Below are 16,397 nucleotides of genomic sequence, written 5' to 3' on the forward strand. Positions count from 1 at the left end.
CAGAATGCGAGTACCCCATGAACCTTTCCAGGACGCCACATAAACGGCCCATGGACGTGGAGTACATTCTGCGCTCAAGCCTGGCGTCTCCAGTCCTTCCTCTTCTCATTGCCATTGTCATGGCGACCTCGGATCTTTATGGCCGCCACCCTGTGATCATCAGCCTTCTCATGACGCTGACCCTTGCGACCATGGTCTGCCGCATCATCCTCGGGGGGAGTTATTTTCTCCTTGGACACCCCAACACACACACAGTGCACCGGTGGAGCCTTGGCCTCAACTACCTCTCCGCCATGATCTGGGCTCTCTTTGCCAGCTTCGTCCTGAACCTGTACGGGCTGCTCTGGCCCGGCTACCTGGTCGTCTTCTGTTCGGGTGCTGTGGTCAGTATCACGCCGACCTTCAGTGTTCTGCCGTCCACCACCACACGAATTCACACCGGAATCTTTCTTTTCCCCATCATTGCCTGGGGGGGCGTCTCTCACTCCTTTCAAGGGCAGATTATCGCCGCCCTGGCTCTCCTCTACTTTCTCATCGCCACCCTGATCACAGAAGAGACACGCGCCTGGTTAATGGGCCTCTCCTCTCGCCTTGCCGAAATGGATAAAACGGCCCTGGACCTGCATCAAAAAAACAAGAATCTGGAAAAAGGCCTCCTTGAGCAGGTCAGCCACCTCAAGGACATCAAGGCAAAAAAAGAGATCTACCGTCAGGCGTTTCAGACCAGCCCCAACCCCATCGCCTTTAACCGTCTGTACAGCGGGAAATTCAGCCACGTCAATGCCATCTTCTCATCTCAGTTTGGATACACCCGTGAGGAGGTCACCGATAAAACCCCCCTGGAAGTCGGCCTGTGGGAGGACCCTGCCGCCTGGGAGACCTACCTCAACATCATGCGCACCCGCCGCTGGGTCAACAACTTTCAGTGTCGGTTTCGCACCCATGACGGGGAGAGCCGGACCGTCCTGCTCTCCTCACGCCGCATCACCCTGGCCCGTGACCATTACGCCCTGACCACCGTCAACGACATCACTGAATTCTCCGAGGCGCAAAGCCAGGTCAAACACCTCACCCGAAAAATCATCCAGGTCCAGGAAGAGGAGCGAAGACGGATTGCCCGAGACCTGCACGACAGCGTGGCCCAGGATCTCTCGTCGCTGAAAATCACCTGCAGCAGCCTGCTCTCAGGCCCCATCCCCGCTTCGGTCCTCCGGGCCAAAATTCAGGATATCTCCACCGTCCTTCAAGAATGCATCGAAGCCGTTAAAACCATTGCCTACGAGCTGAGGCCCCCCATCCTGGATGAACTGGGCCTGCCCACCGCTCTTTTCCGGCACTGTGAAGAGTTTCAACGAAAAACCGGCATTGAGGTGGACTTCTTCTCCGCCGGACTCAATGGCATCCCCCTGGACTCCGATACAGAAATCAACCTCTACCGACTGGTACAGGAAGCCTTGAGCAATGTCTTAAAACATGCAAAGGCCGACACGGTGATGCTCCGTCTTGTGGCGTCGTTTCCGGACATCATCATGCGGGTGGAAGACAACGGGATCGGATTTGAACAGGAACGCGAGGGACATCCAGAGACAAAATGCATGGGACTTCGCGGCATGGAGGAGCGGGTCCACCTGATGGGAGGGCATATACGCATCATTACGGGGCCCGGTGAAGGCACCGCCCTTGTCATCCGAGTCCCTTTCAACATGAGCGAACAGGAACTCGAGGAGATCTACAAAGAGGTGGGATCCGTCAGATAATCAACGATTTTAGGCTCACGGCTTTCGAGGCCCACACGACTCAAATGGGACATTGCTTTGTCCCCTGCCATGGTATATCGTGACCGGAACAACAGGCTGGTGATGCCCCCTGTCCGGGTCGGCATCCCATGATCAACCATCAGGGGGAAAATCGTTCTTACGCAGCCCTGGAGCCGGGACTCACCTGTCCCTCCAGAGCACCTGTGATGAACGATTCGCAGCAATGCACCGGGCCCGCTCTCCAGGCAGTCCATGACCATCTGAACCCACCCCCCTATTCGAAACCACACGGCAGCGTCTGCCGACAAAAATAATGCGTCCGTAAAAAATCATCACCCTGCGTGCATGCCACGGGCTCGTGTCAGCGGTTATCATAAACCGCCGCAGGTTGACCGACAGCCCGGTGCATCCGCACCTTTTACGAGATGCCAGAGAGAACCTTTATGGATAAAATTGTTGTCAGAGGGGGTGCCCCTCTCCAAGGCCATGTCCGGGTCAGCGGCTCCAAAAATGCCGCCCTGCCCATTCTGGTCTCCTCCCTTCTTGTGGGAGGAGAAACCACCTTTCGAAATGTCCCGGGGCTCATGGACATCCACAGCATCCTGGACCTGATTGCCGAACTGGGTGTCAAGGTGAACCGCTCCGAGGATGCCATCACCATGGATGCCACCACCATTGCCTGCGTGGAAGCGCCCTACGATCTGGTCCGAAAAATGCGCGCATCGATCCTTGTGCTGGGGCCCCTGGTGTCCCGCATGGGCCGCGCCAAAGTCTCCATGCCCGGTGGCTGTGCCATCGGCGACCGCCCCATTGACCTGCATTTAAAAGGGTTGGAAGCCATGGGCGCCACCATTCGCCTGGAACAAGGCTATGTGGAGGCCGAAGCCAAGCGCCTGAAGGGTGCCCGCATCGTCTTTGACACCGTCTCCGTCGGCGCCACGGAAAACCTCATGATGGCCGCCACCCTGGCCGACGGGGTCACCCTTCTCTCCAACGCCGCCCGAGAGCCTGAGATCATCGCCCTGGCCGATGTGCTCAATGGCATGGGAGCCCGTGTGGAAGGGGCTGGGACCCCTGAAATCACCATCACCGGCGTCACCAAACTCTCTCCGGTAGAGGCCCGCATCATCCCAGACCGTATTGAGGCCGGGACCTTTATGGTGGCTGCCGCCATGACCGGTGGGGATGTGGTGGTGGATGCCTGTGAACCCAAGCACATGGAGCACACCTTAAACAAACTCGAGCAGGTGGGGGCCACCCTTGAGGTGGGAGTGGATTCGGTTCGTGTCATCGGCCCGAAAACCATCAAAAACGTCGATATCCGCACCGCCCCCTACCCCGGGTTCCCCACGGACATGCAGGCGCAGTTCATGGCCATGCTCACCTTAGCCGACGGGGCCAGCGTCATTCATGAGACCATCTTCGAGAATCGATTTATTCACGTATCGGAATTAAAAAGGATGGGAGCGAACATCGTGCTCAAAGGCAACGATGTCGCCACAGTGAAAGGGGTCAAGCGCCTCTCTGGAGCCCAGGTCATGGCCTCTGATCTTCGAGCCAGCGCCTCTTTGATTCTATCCGGGCTGGTGGCGGAAGGTGAAACGGTCGTCAACCGCGTCTATCACCTTGACCGGGGTTACGAGCACATTGAAACCAAACTCCGGGGGTTGGGAGCGTCCATCGAACGTGTGAAAGGGTAAAGCGATCGCAAATCGTCCACAAGGCCGTCGCCGGTTTCAATCACCGGGCTCCCGTGGACCGAAATATGAGGTTTTCAAGGCCCTTTCGCCGCAGGTCACCTGTAAGCGGAAGGGCCTTCAAGAAAATCGTATTTCAAGCGCGTGAAATTCTGAATAAAGTAGTCCACCTGAACCACCTGTCCTACCGATAATGCCTCAAAAATAAGCGACCGCTGTCGCACCATTTTAAAGGGACCAAAACGTCCTGTGCCGATCCGTTTATCCGATATAATCCGAAAAGGCAGGCTCCCCAGAAAGAAATTACCGTACCGTATGTTGACACAGGTATCCAGACTTCGCGCATCCAGAGTGTCGTTGACATAATAGATACAGGAGAGCCCCTCACGGCTGATATTAATGAGGGGCCCCCTTCGGGTAAATGACGGTGAAAAAACGATATAGGCTCCCCTCTTAGGGAGATAGCGATCACAACGACGTAAATCACCCATACGTACCTCACGCATTCTGCCACCGAATCGGGGCGAAAAATGAATCATATTGGCGTAAATTCGACGTCTCACCCGGGTCTATGTCCATAGCTCCAGGCTTCCGTCGTTAACACGGCGAAGAGGCCACCCCCTGACTTTTATTCATTCAGGGGCACAGCGAAGACGAAACACAAAATCATGAAACGCAGACGGACAAGCGATGTCGGCATGAATACGTACGGGAAATGGGCCGGGTTCGTGGCATGATACGAATTGCGAATGGATTCCGGGACGATCAAACAGATGACAACAGGTACACATACTTTATGTCTGGAAGGTTTCCATTATACCATACCCGCAGGGTGAGGGAAACGGTTCTCTTTCTCTTCCCTTCTGCAGGCGGACTGGCCCATCGCCCCCTGCTCTTCATGCTCACAGGGCTTATCGCGGGCATCCTGCTGAACCCTGTCGGCCTGCAAAGCGCTCTTGCCACAGGCATTCTCTTCGGCCTCACCGCCTGCGGCTGGCTCATCGTCCCCAGACGCCCCCTCCTTGCCGCCCTGATTCCCCTCTTTGCCCTGACAGGAACCTGGCTCATGGCCCCCTGGGCTCTCCGGCCCAACCCCTCACCCGAGTTCTTTATCGCCCCACACACACTCACGGGACGTATCGAGCAGATTCAACTGCATGATCAAGATCTTAAATGCACGCTAAGGGATGTCCACTTTACGGGGGAACCTGGCCTGGCCCTTCCCTTTTCCGCGGTCCGGCTCAGGGTCAAGGGAGGGCAAACCCTGCCAGCGGCCGAAGGCATGCAACTCACCGTGACCTGCCGCCTTCGCCCCTTTACCAACTTCAACAACCCGGGACGATTTGATTACAAAGCCCATATGGAACGAAAAGGCATCGCCGCCTGGGCAGTGGTAAAAACCGCAGAGGTCTCCCTGCGGCCAGCCACGGCGGGCCATGGTTGGCAAACAACGCTCCATCATGCCAGGCGCCACATTGAAACCGCCCTTTTCGCCCACGCCCCCACGCCTCGCGCAGGGGCTCTTCTCTCCGCCCTCATCACCGGAAACCGGTCCCACATTTCACAGCCCCTGCGCGATCTCTTTGCCCACACCGGGACGGCGCATCTTCTGGCCATCTCCGGCCTTCACCTGGGAATTGTGGCCACCCTCTTCTTCTTTCTCTTCAAGCACCTTTTCTCGTTCTGGGAGCGACCCCTCATCAAGGGGTACACACAAATCCTGACCGCATCTGCCACGCTGGTTCCGGTCGTCCTCTATGCCCTGCTGTCGGGGCTGGCCCCCTCGACTCAACGGGCTCTCATTGCCGTCGTCCTGGTCATGGGAGCCCTGGCCTTCCATGAAGAGGCGGATCTCCCCACCACCCTGGCCCTGGCGGCCCTGGTCATTCTGGCCTTCCATCCTCCTGCTCTTTTTGCCCTCTCCTTTCAGCTCTCCTTTGCCGCCGTTTCCGCCATCCTGACCAGCCTGTATCAGCTGCGCCCCTCCCAGAAAGGCAGGCCCCCAAGACCCCTTCGCTACCGGGTACTCCTCTTTATTGTTCCCCCGTGGATGGCCTCCTTGGGCACGGCACCGCTGGTCTGGTATCATTTCGGATACGCTTCTCCCGTCGGACTCATTGCCAATCTGGTGATGGTCCCCCTGGCAAGCTTTGCCGTGGTGCTGCCGGGCCTTCTGGGAGCTCTTTTCCTTCCCCTGTGTGGCCCCCTTGCAGGCGTTCTATTTCTCCTGGCCGGCACCGCGGCTGAAGGATCCATCCGCATGGCCACACTTTTTGCCACCCTTCCCGGAGGCTTTCTGGTCCTTCCTCGCCCAAGCCTTGCCACCACCCTGCTTGTCCTCTGCCTTCTCTTCTCCCTGCTGCTCTCCCAGCCCCTCAAGCGAAAAGGTCCCGCAGGTGTTGCCCTCCTCTGTCTGCTCTGGCTCGGCTGGACCGCGGGCAACGCCTTCCATCAACGCCATCACAACCCCACCCTTCGCGTGACAGTGCTGGATGTGGGGCAGGGGACCTCCGTGGTGCTGGCCTTCCCCAACGGAAAACGATGGCTGGTGGATGGGGGCTTCGCCTGGCCGGGCCGATATGACGTCGGTCGATTTGCCGTGGGCCCCTACCTTCAGACGGCCCAGGTCACCGCCCTGGATGCCGTGGTCCTCACCCACCCGGAAAGTGACCACATGGGAGGGCTGATCCACATCCTCAAATATTTCAACGTCGCGAAACTCATCACCAACAGCCAAAGGGGGAAGGGTGCCTTGTGGGACCAATTCTGTGACGCCGCCACCGACTGTGGCACGAAAAGACTGTATTTTAACGCCGAGACTCCCTCCATGCTCGTGGAAGGGGTCCGCGTCACCTGCCTTCACCCGGCCTTGCCATCGGCCTGCTTTACAGGCAAAGGAGCGGCCAATAACAACTCACTGGTTCTCCAGCTTGCTTATGGAAATCACCGCATCCTCCTCACCGGAGATATCATGAGTAAAGCGGAAGCCCGGCTGGTGGCCGAGGCAAAGGAGACCCTCCAGTCCGATGTCATCATCGTCCCGCATCACGGAAGCTCCAGCTCCAGCACACCGGACTTTCTGGCACGGGTACGCCCTGCCATCGCCGTGGTCTCGGTGGGACAGACCAACCGCTACGGCCTGCCCCATAAGAAGGTTCTCAATCGCTACACCCAGTCCGGATGCACCCTTTACAGAACCGACCGGCATGGAGCGGTCACCATTGAGTCTGACGGAATCTCCCTGTCGGTTATCACCGCCCTCAATCCCCTGCCGGCCCTTTCCCCCTCGCTCGCATGGGCACAGCCTTGACACGGATCCCGCCGCCGCATAAAGTACGGCCATTGGCTTCGATTTTTCTCGTTTGGAGGTTCTCTTTGTTTTTTTGTTCCCGTGACACCGGACACCCTACCCTGCCCGCCGTTTGCGGCGTTCTCATCGTGATTCTCCTACTCCAGGGGTGCGCTGCGCATTCCTCGATTCCTGTAACAACGCCCCTGCCCCCCATCGAAGACCCGATGGTGATGGAGGCCCCGCAGGAAACCCCGATAATCCAGGAGGCCCTTCCTGCCGACGATGAATTCGACGACGAAGATGATTTTTTTGGTGAGGATGACTTTTTCGATGAGGAAGGGTTGAGCGAAGAGTTTGAGGAGACCCCCGAGGCATTGGTCGCAGATCCATTGGCCCCCTTTAACCGGCTGATGTTTGGCCTCAACGACAAACTGCTTCTCTGGGTGGTCAAGCCGGTGGCTACGGGATATCGTGCCGTCACCCCCACGGTGGTGAGACGCGGCGTCTCCAACTTTTTCGACAACCTCAAAACACCGGTTCGCCTTATAAGCAGCCTGCTGCAGGGGAAAATTAAAGGAGCGGGGTCCGAGCTGGGACGCTTTTTGGTTAACAGCACGGTGGGGGTCCTGGGGTTCGCCGACCCGGCCGATCACTGGCTTCACCTCCAGCCAAGCGACGAAGATCTCGGGCAAGTCCTCGGAGCCTGGGGCGTCGGCAACGGCATGTACATTGTCTGGCCGCTCCTCGGCCCCTCTTCGTTAAGGGACAGCGCCAGTATTCCGGGGTATTTTTATCTTAACCCCGTCGGCTACATCAAACCCGCGAAGCTCTCGCTGGGCATCAGCGCCTATGAAAAATTAAACGAGGCCTCCTTCAGCATTGATGATTACGTGGCGCTGAAAGCGTCGGCTCTGGACCCCTATACCTTTATCAGAGACCTTTACATCCAGAGTCGCAACAAAAAGGTCCAAGAGTGATGGAACCCCCTTATGGAAACCCCCATCCTGGAAATCCGGAATCTTGTCAAACATTACGCCGATGTCACCGCGGTCAAAGGGATCTCTTTTGCCATCCGTCGCGGCACCTGCTTTGGGCTCTTAGGCCCCAACGGCGCCGGTAAAACCACCACGATTGAAGTGACCGAAGGCATTCTCCCCGAAACCTCCGGTGAGATCCTGTACAAAGGGGCTCCACGGGGTGAAAGCTTTACCCGGGAGGTGGGCATCCAACTCCAGAACACCGAGTTGCCCCTGTTCCTCACCGTGGAAGAGACCCTGGAGACCTTCCGTCATCTCTACACAAAACGCGCAGGACGGGAAGCCCTCATCGCCGCCTGTCGCTTAGAAGAGATCCTTAAGCGAGACAACCGAAAAATCTCAGGCGGCCAAAAACAGCGACTGCTCCTGGCCATGGCCCTGGCAAGCGACCCGGACCTCATTTTTTTAGATGAGCCCACCACCGGCTTGGACCCCCAGGCCAGGCGTCATCTCTGGGAAATCGTGGAGAAACTCAAGGAAGACGGAAAGACGGTGGTGCTCACCACCCACTACATGGAAGAGGCGCAAAACCTCTGCGATGAAATCGCCATCATGGATCACGGTCGCATCATCGCCATGGGAAAAACAGAAGCCCTCCTTGCCGCCCATTGCAAAGGCTCTTCCATCATGCTGCCCGGAACCGCACCCGACGACGCCTTCACCGCCCTGTCTTCCGCCTGGTTCCGCCTGCCGGACGGTCGCATCTCTATCCAAACTGAAGACCCGGACGCCTCCCTGCGGGAACTGGTCGCAAAGGGATTTGACCTGACCGGCATTGTCGTGACCCCCCAGACCTTAGAAGACCTGTTCCTCGAGCTGACGGGCAACGCCCTTCGAACCTGACAACCCGCTTTCAAGATGGCTTACCTTGCCGCCTGAGGCCCTTTTTCATTTTTTTACCAGAGGTATTGTTCCCATGATCAAACGCATCTGGACCCTTTTCAAAGCCCGGAATATCGAATTCTACAGAGACCGTTCCGCCCTGGGGTGGAGCCTTCTCTTCCCCTTTCTCGTCATTGCGGGATTTTCTCTTATTTTCAGTGAAAATTCACAAAGACTCTACAAAGTGGGCGTCCTTCACACAACCCCCGGCCCGGACCTCTCCGAGAGCGGTCATCTCCTCACCCACCCCCTCATCCAGGCCATTGAGGTTTCCCCGCTTGACTCTGCCCTGTCCAAACTGCGGCACCACCGTCTTGACATGGTCCTCGCGCCGGACACAGGCCACTACTGGATTAACACTGACGCCCCCAAGGGGGCTGTCCTCGAAGAGATCCTTCTGGGCGGCGAACGGAAAACACCCGGGCCATTTACCAGACAGGTGATCGAAGGAGACCGGATCCCCTATGTGGAATGGCTCTTTCCCGGCGTCCTCGGCATGAACATGATGTTTTCCGCCCTGTTCGGGGTAGGGTATGTGGTGGTCCGTTACCGGAAAAACGGGGTTCTGAAACGTTTCAGCGTCACCCCGGTTCGCCCCTGGGAGTTCCTCACCGCCCAGATCCTCTCTCGCCTCTTTGTCATGATCGCCACCACCGGCATCGTCTATGGCACATGCGCTGCCCTCTACGGCTTTTCCTGCCGTGGCTCGTTCGGGGCTCTGTTCACCGTCTTTCTCGCCGGAGGCATGGCCATGATCTCCTTAGGTCTCCTCCTGGCCGCCCGGGGCAGCAGTGAAGAGCTGGCCGGAGGCATCTTGAACCTCGTCTCCTGGCCCATGATGTTTCTGTCCGGCGTCTGGTTCTCCCTTGAGGGCACGGCCCCATGGGTCCAAACCCTCGCCCGAATATTCCCCCTGACCCACCTCATCGAAGGCGCCCGAAAGGTGATGAACGACGGAGCTGGCTTTGCCGAGATCCGCTTTGAAATTGCCATCCTCCTGGCCATGGCCCTGGCATGCCTCATTGCAGGTTCCCTTCTCTTTCAGTGGAAGAATGAATAAAAAAAATGCCTCCGGCGGCCCTGCCGTGGGCTAAACTTTTGCCTGATTTTATAAAGATGGGTTTAACCAACAGGTCTTAAATACATAGTTCAGATTTACGTCGACCCAAATCCGGATGTGATTTGACCCGAGGAATCCGCCTACGCCCATGTCTATGCGCCACCATTCGACCAACGTCAATGGGCTACGGAGCGACAAGCGATCCGTCTTCGCCTGCGGCTACGCCGTGACATGGGGGCAAAACGCATCCGCAACCTGCTTTCAAGGTGTTTTTGCCTAAATGGCTTCGCCACCCTTACCGCCGGAGGCTATTGGGGGAGCTGGATAGTTATCACAAATATGGGGTTGCGACGGCCAGTCGCCATACCCTATAGTGCATGAACAAAAAACACGCTCACCTGCTTATGAAGCCATCACCATCTCTGGAGGTCCACCCATGCCATCTTTTTTTTATCAGCCCCTCTTTCCTATTGGTCCGGATACCACTGTTTACCGCAAACTCAGCGATGAGGGGATTGAAAAAGGGGAGGTTTTTGGCGACCCTGTGATCCGTGTAACTCCGGAGGCCCTGACCCTTCTGGCCCGTGAGGCCTTCGCCGACGTCTCCTTTCTTTACCGAACCCGACATCTGGAGCAACTCCGGCGCATTCTTGACGACCCCGAGGCGTCGAAAAACGACACCTATGTGGCCCTGGAGATGCTGAAAAATGCCGTGATCGCGTCAGAAAAAATTTTCCCCATGTGCCAGGATACCGGCACAGCTACAGTGGTGGCCAAAAAGGGAACCCGGGTTTTTTCAGGCCGTGAGATCCCGGATGAAGAGGCGATCTCAAAGGGCATTTTTGACACCTACACCCAAAAAAACCTGCGCTACTCCCAGCTGGCTCCTCTCTCCCTGTTTGAAGAGACCAACACCGGATGCAACCTGCCTGCGCAGATCGACATTCAAAACGGGAAAGGGGCAAGCTACGACTTTCTCTTTATTGCCAAGGGGGGCGGCTCTGCCAACAAAAGCTTTCTGTTTCAGGAAACCAAGGCGATCTTAAACCGCCAGAGCCTGCGCACCTTTTTAAAGAGCAAAATCACCGAAATCGGCACCTCCGCCTGCCCCCCTTATCATCTGGCTATTGTCATCGGGGGCTCCTCGGCTGAGGTCACACTGAAGACCGTCAAGCTCGCCTCTGCCGGCTATCTGGACTCTCTGCCGGAGAAGGGCAACGAATTCGGGCACGCCTTCCGGGACCGGGACATGGAAGAGGAGGTGCTTCACATGACCCAGCAGATAGGCTTGGGGGCTCAATTCGGAGGGAAATACTTCTGTCACGATGTCCGTGTCATCAGGCTGCCACGACACGGAGCCTCCTGCCCGGTGGGCATCGGGGTCAGCTGCAGTGCGGATCGGAACATCAAAGGAAAAATTACCGGGGAAGGGGTCTTTCTGGAGCAGCTGGAAAACGACCCTGCACAGTTTCTACCGAAACCGGCCATCGCGGTCGCACCAGGGATTGCGGTCGACCTGAACCGCCCCATGGACGAGATCCTGTCGGAGCTTTCGAGCCATCCGGTGGGGACACGGCTCTCGCTGTCCGGCGACATCATCGTCGCCCGAGACATCGCCCACGCCAAGCTCGCCGAGGAATTGGAAAAGGGTGGCGACCTGCCCGATTACTTCAAAACCCACATGATCTACTACGCGGGTCCCGCCAAAACGCCGGAAGGCTACGCCTCAGGATCTTTCGGCCCCACAACAGCGGGCCGCATGGACCCCTACGTCCCCATCTTCCAGAAACGGGGGGGCTCACGTATCATGCTGGCCAAGGGAAATCGTTCCGCAAAGGTAAGAAAATCATGCGAGGAAAACGGGGGCTTCTACCTGGGATCCATCGGGGGACCGGCGGCCCGTCTCGGCCGAGACTGCATCAGCAAGGTGGAGATCCTTGCCTATGAAGAGCTCGGCATGGAGGCCATCTTCAAAATCACCGTCAAGGAGTTCCCCGCCTTTATCATTATCGACGACAAAGGGAACGACTTCTACCAACAGGCCATCCTATGAAAAAGCCATGATTAAATGGACGTCACAAAGGTTTCAAGGACCGAAACCGCCATAGGCTCCACAAACGCAATGTGAATGGAGATGGCATTCTCTCCTCGCGCGTTTACGCTGCTGACACGCCCCTGAATAGAAAAACTGTCGGCGTGTTCACCGGGCGTCATCAAAGAGCAGATCGAACGCCCGAGGAGCAGACGTGCCATGGCATATCCACTACTCTTCACTTCGACTGAAAGCCCCCCTTCGGAGAGATCGATCATGGCCCCCGAGAATGCTTTGCCCACCGTGGTGCCTGTGTCCGTCAACAGCTGAAGCACCACCTTCCCGTCGACATCAAACCGTTTGTAGCGACGCCTCTCAACCCCTTTGGCCTGAACGGTCTCGGATAGATTATTAAACCGGCGGCAAAAGGTGCGAAGCTTTTGAACGCACTCGGGGTGTTTCGTCTCCAGGGTCTTCAGGCTCTCGCGATCCAGAAACCCGACATTGGCCCCTGTAAGGGCCACGAGGGACGCTGTACTGACATTGGTTCGAAAAAAGGCATCGTATCCCACCACATCGCCCTTGCCCAACTCCTTGATAAAAATCTCTTTGGAACCATCTCTATAGATAATCTTCAGTCTGCCGCTGTTAATAAAACAGAGCCGGTTGATCACCTCTCCCTGGGAAATAATCTCTGCATCGACCTCCACCGCTGTATTCTTTGTGTGGTAATAAAAACTGGAGGCTTCCTCATCGGTCAGCAGCTCATAAAGATCTTTCCATGTCTCCAGATACTCACCGGAATCGACAAACCGCTTCTCCTGCTCAATGATCTCTTCGGCTCGAACCGTTTCACTGAGAGCCAGCTCATCCACGTCGGATATACGCATCTTATAACGCTCGGCACGTTGAAAATCCTTTTCACGCGCAGCACGTTCCACCATCAGAAGGAGCATCCTCAGGGCCGAGGGTGTTTTCCCCCCGCTGATGAGTCCATTGACAATGGCGTCAAGGATACTGAAATCCTCTTCAGCGATGTATTCACGGGTCACTTTCACTCGCGTATCGGGTTCTGTCTCCTGTGCCGTTGTCCGCTCTTTCGAAATGGCATCCCGAATCCTGAGAATCGCCTCTTCAGCCAGAGACTTCTGACCTGAGGTAAATCGACTCCTCCCCAGGAGCCCTCTTTGATCCACCACAAGTTGAAGCGTCGGCAGCGCCTTCATGGACCCGATCTCTCCCAGGGCCAGACAGACAGCCTGAATGACCTGATGTCTCTCTTCCGGTGTGCCGGCCAGTTTTGATTTCAAAACCTCAGAGAGCGCATACACGGCCTCATCACCGCCCAATTGAGAAAGAGACTCCGCCAGGCGTGGTTTCACCTCGTTGGGGACCTGAAGAATTGCTTTTGAAAAAAACCGTGGACACTTGTCCCCACCAATCTGTTTGACACAGGAGATCACAGCGTCCAATACCGGTTCTTCATCTCGGAGCATCAAGGGTTCCAGAATATCAACCTGCTCTTCAGATCCGATTTCACCAAGAATTTTTAAAAGATTGCGAAGGTAAAACCAGGCGCTGTCAGGCTTGATCCGATCGGTAATTTCTCCAAGGGCCGCGGGACCAATATTCAGCAAAATGCCCATGGTTCGGATTCGCTCCGCCATGACGTCACTTTCTCGAAGAAGGTCAAGCAAAGGGGGGGCAGATATTTTCCCGAGGAGAACAAGAAAATTCGCCGTATGCTCCCGGCGTCCTTTTTCATTTTTCCGAAACTCGGCCATGATGGCGTTAAACACCCGTTCTGAAGCCATTCGACGCAAGGTTTTGGCCGCAAATTCTGTCATCTGGGTATTTTTCTTTAATCGCCCACTTTCAATAAGGCTGAACGTTTCAACCACGGGGATCGCCGAGGCAAGCTGGCGGGACGTCACCATATTGTGAACATAATTCACCATCATATCGGCAACCGATTCGTAAAGAGGGGTGCCCCCCTGCTGATAGCGGGCCCACAAATTAATGGGGGCCACCACCCGAATCACCATATCCCATCGTTCAAGGCTGATAAAAGCCCGAGCGGAATGCAAAAGAACCCGAATGGCCAAAATGGACTGATTCTCATCCTCGAGATTGATGGCCCGGGAAACCGACTGAATCAACGCTTCGGCTTCGCCACCCCTGCCCTGCTGAACCTTTTCGGTCAGGGTCCGGGGTAACGCCGCCAAGACCTCAGGGTCCGCCAAAGCGCTGAAATCCCCGTCCGCAAGGGCTTCGATCAGCACCTCGATACGGACAAGTTCTATTTTCTGCAACCTCTCCTCACGCTTCCTCAATTCGTCAACCGGGTACTTGAGCTCAATCCCCCTGGGAAGGGAAAGCATCCAGTCCGACGCATTGGCATAGAGCCTCAAATGAGCCCCCGTCACCAATCGACTGCCCCGTCTCTGGCTTTGAGCCATGAGCAAGAGGCGGGCTGAGAGCATCATAAACGAATCATTGTCAAGCTGATCCACACCCTGGGTGACGTTCATATTTGAAAAATTCAACGCCAGGGCATCACAATTAAACCAGGGTCCCAGCGCGTCAAGGCTCCTGTACAAAAGGGGAAAGATCGTCTCATGCCCGCGCTCCATTCCTGCCAGAATCAAAAAGCCACTCAGCCTCGCCATGCCGGCGATGGTTTCCCAGTCGTTGGCTTCGAATCCCCGGTCACCGATGTAGCTAAAAAATCGACGACTCACGGCTTTCAGCCACTCTGTGCTTGATATTTTTCTCGTGATATACCCGAGCGCCTGTGTGTCTGAGATCTGATTGTACCAGATATACCGGAACAGCTCTTCATCGCTTTGAATCACCACATCCGTTTCCGCTTCTACAAAAACCCTGTGATTCACAGAGACAAAAACCACCCCCTCGGTATCGAGAATCTTTCGCACCCCCCCCAAGGCCTCCATTTCCTCGGGAGCGATACTGAGAACACGAGAAAACTTGGCATAATTCTCAGCATCTATGCCGCGGTCAAAGGCGATGCTCTTAAGGTTCAGGCTCTCCATAAGAACCCGCAGAGAATGGATCTGAGGCATTCTTTGAGCTCTCGGGTCCAAGAGCTTCCCATCAAAAAGAATCGCCCCTTCCGCTTCCGACACCACGAACGGAGCCTCCCGGTAAAATACAGTCGTTAGACGTTTATAGCCGGTACTCAATGAATTTTTGACAATGTCACTGGTTTCCGGATAAAGCCGACAACTTTTCACGGCACTCATAAAAAGATTTACAGCAACACTTGCCGTATTGAGATTGAGTTCATCAGCCATGAAGATCACACCTTTGTTCAGAATTAATGGAATCCGCAGCAACCCTGCTGCCCAGAATGTTAGGATGGCATCGCCAAAAATCGAACGGACGCCATCACACTCAAACATGCCGCCTTCCGTCCACCGTTGACCCCACGATGCTGTGATGAAGAGCGTTGACCTTTTAAAGAATGTAACCCGTGAAAATGGTGGCTCACCATGGAAAAAGGAGGTGTCATAAAGCTACAAACGAAATGAAATTCAGAGAACGAAGAAAGCGATTCATTGTTGATATGCAACCAAAAGCCATCCAAAACTTACCTTGTTATTATAACACTAACCACGTTTCAATGTAAGTTCAATCTAATGACAAGGCCACCTGCCGCCCCCCACGCGATCTTCATTACCCACCGTATTTACTGGTAAATTACGAGGAGACACGACACCCACGCCAACCGGACAGACCTGTCACCCGGAGGCGGGCCAGCTCACCCACCCTTCTATCATGCCTTAATTAAACAAAAAAACCTCTGATCACTCAATCTACAAGGACCTTTATAAAAAGATTCCGGAGGCGTCCTACTCTCCCGCGCAGCTGCCCGTGCAGTGCCATCAGCGCAAAAGAGCGGGCCTTATCTCATGACTTGGCCGTGTTCGGAATGGGAACGGGTGTGACCTCTTTGCAATCACCACCGAAAAACGGTATATGCGTTTTTCGGATCATTCAATCAGGATATGGATTCAATAAAGCGCTCAGCATCTGTGTAGTAAGATTGTGGCTAAGCCTCACGACCAATGAGTACCGGTAAACTGAACACATTGCTGTGCTTACACATCCGGCCTATCAACCTCGTAGTCTTCGAGGTGTCTTCAGTCCGGCACTCAATTTCATGCTCAAACATGTAGCATTGACAGAGACATTACACGTCTCCTTCAACATACTGCTTAAGCGCAAAATTGAGTACCGGAAGGGATATCTAATCTTGAAGGGGGTTTGCAGCGATGATGCTTTCAGCGGTTATCCTTTCCGAACCGTAGGATGGGCAAAGCGCGAAGCGTGCCCATCTTTTACTTCCTGAAAACGCGACAACAGGAACACCAGAGATTCGTCCATTCCGGTCCTCTCGTACGAGGAACAGATCTCCTCACCCAGTTTTATTATCTGGCCTCCGCCCACGAAAGATAGGGACTAAACTGTCTCATGACCTTTCATAAATCAGGCAAACCCAGCTCACGGACCACTTTAATTGGCGAGCCGTCACCGCTGTATTTCGTACATACAAAACAAAAAAGGCTCTTGATGATTAAATCATCAAGAGCCTTTATAAAAAAATCCGGCGGCGTCCT

Annotated in this window: 9 protein-coding genes and 2 rRNA genes; 7 read left to right on the forward strand and 4 right to left on the reverse strand. The window is 55.4% G+C overall.

Features of this window, described 5'->3' with window-relative positions; all coding sequences use genetic code 11:
• Positions 1 to 17: 17 nt before the first annotated feature.
• Positions 18 to 1,757 carry a PAS domain S-box protein gene (locus tag Q1Q75_RS10380; RefSeq protein WP_300670094.1) on the forward strand — a complete coding sequence of 580 codons (1,740 nt, stop codon included), beginning with the start codon at positions 18 to 20 and terminating at the stop codon, positions 1,755 to 1,757.
• A 443-nt stretch (positions 1,758 to 2,200) separates the two neighbouring features.
• Positions 2,201 to 3,457, forward strand: a complete 1,257-nt coding sequence (gene murA / locus Q1Q75_RS10385; protein WP_300670096.1) for a UDP-N-acetylglucosamine 1-carboxyvinyltransferase — start codon at positions 2,201 to 2,203, stop codon at positions 3,455 to 3,457.
• 95 nt (positions 3,458 to 3,552) lie between these two features.
• Here the strand turns inward: murA and Q1Q75_RS10390 are convergent, their stop codons facing one another.
• Complete coding sequence (locus Q1Q75_RS10390) at positions 3,553 to 3,945, reverse strand: hypothetical protein (protein WP_300670098.1); 393 nt, start codon at positions 3,943 to 3,945, stop codon at positions 3,553 to 3,555.
• 305 nt (positions 3,946 to 4,250) lie between these two features.
• Between Q1Q75_RS10390 and Q1Q75_RS10395 the strand changes: the two genes are divergently transcribed.
• The 5 genes from Q1Q75_RS10395 to Q1Q75_RS10415 all read left to right on the forward strand — a co-directional run bounded on the left by Q1Q75_RS10395 (position 4,251) and on the right by Q1Q75_RS10415 (position 11,778).
• Entirely contained in the window at positions 4,251 to 6,764 is a 2,514-nt protein-coding gene (locus Q1Q75_RS10395; RefSeq protein ID WP_300670100.1) for a DNA internalization-related competence protein ComEC/Rec2, read from the forward strand.
• Positions 6,765 to 6,829: 65 nt separating this feature from the next.
• Positions 6,830 to 7,723 (forward strand): VacJ family lipoprotein, encoded by an 894-nt coding sequence (locus Q1Q75_RS10400; protein WP_300670102.1) that lies wholly within the window; start codon positions 6,830 to 6,832, stop codon positions 7,721 to 7,723.
• Between the two features lie 12 nt (positions 7,724 to 7,735).
• On the forward strand, positions 7,736 to 8,626 hold the full coding sequence (locus Q1Q75_RS10405; protein ID WP_300670104.1) for an ABC transporter ATP-binding protein: 891 nt from the start codon (positions 7,736 to 7,738) through the stop codon (positions 8,624 to 8,626).
• 73 nt (positions 8,627 to 8,699) lie between these two features.
• Positions 8,700 to 9,725: an ABC transporter permease gene (locus Q1Q75_RS10410; RefSeq protein ID WP_300670106.1), complete on the forward strand. Its 1,026-nt coding sequence runs from the start codon at positions 8,700 to 8,702 to the stop codon at positions 9,723 to 9,725.
• A 436-nt stretch (positions 9,726 to 10,161) separates the two neighbouring features.
• Complete coding sequence (locus tag Q1Q75_RS10415; RefSeq protein WP_300670108.1) at positions 10,162 to 11,778, forward strand: fumarate hydratase; 1,617 nt, start codon at positions 10,162 to 10,164, stop codon at positions 11,776 to 11,778.
• A gap of 11 nt (positions 11,779 to 11,789) precedes the next feature.
• On the opposite strand, the gene Q1Q75_RS10420 is transcribed toward Q1Q75_RS10415, so the two are convergent.
• The 3 genes from Q1Q75_RS10420 to Q1Q75_RS10430 all read right to left on the reverse strand — a co-directional run.
• On the reverse strand, positions 11,790 to 15,179 hold the full coding sequence (locus tag Q1Q75_RS10420; RefSeq protein ID WP_300670110.1) for a cyclic nucleotide-binding domain-containing protein: 3,390 nt from the start codon (positions 15,177 to 15,179) through the stop codon (positions 11,790 to 11,792).
• A 437-nt stretch (positions 15,180 to 15,616) separates the two neighbouring features.
• Positions 15,617 to 15,747, reverse strand: a 5S ribosomal RNA gene (gene rrf, locus Q1Q75_RS10425).
• A gap of 78 nt (positions 15,748 to 15,825) precedes the next feature.
• Positions 15,826 to 16,397, reverse strand: a 23S ribosomal RNA gene (locus tag Q1Q75_RS10430); the annotation flags it as partial.

The sequence above is a fragment of the Desulfoluna sp. genome (assembly GCF_030145185.1).
Classification (GTDB): domain Bacteria; phylum Desulfobacterota; class Desulfobacteria; order Desulfobacterales; family Desulfolunaceae; genus Desulfoluna.

Bases quoted from the DNA above. Each gene is read 5' to 3' on its own strand.
- Q1Q75_RS10380 (WP_300670094.1), top strand. From the start codon at position 18: ATGAACCTTTCCAGGACGCCACATAAACGGCCCATGGACGTGGAGTAC.
- murA (WP_300670096.1), top strand. From the start codon at position 2,201: ATGGATAAAATTGTTGTCAGAGGGGGTGCCCCTCTCCAAGGCCATGTC.
- Q1Q75_RS10390 (WP_300670098.1), bottom strand. From the start codon at position 3,945: ATGGGTGATTTACGTCGTTGTGATCGCTATCTCCCTAAGAGGGGAGCC.
- Q1Q75_RS10395 (WP_300670100.1), top strand. From the start codon at position 4,251: ATGTCTGGAAGGTTTCCATTATACCATACCCGCAGGGTGAGGGAAACG.
- Q1Q75_RS10405 (WP_300670104.1), top strand. From the start codon at position 7,736: ATGGAAACCCCCATCCTGGAAATCCGGAATCTTGTCAAACATTACGCC.
- Q1Q75_RS10410 (WP_300670106.1), top strand. From the start codon at position 8,700: ATGATCAAACGCATCTGGACCCTTTTCAAAGCCCGGAATATCGAATTC.
- Q1Q75_RS10415 (WP_300670108.1), top strand. From the start codon at position 10,162: ATGCCATCTTTTTTTTATCAGCCCCTCTTTCCTATTGGTCCGGATACC.
- Q1Q75_RS10420 (WP_300670110.1), bottom strand. From the start codon at position 15,179: ATGTTTGAGTGTGATGGCGTCCGTTCGATTTTTGGCGATGCCATCCTA.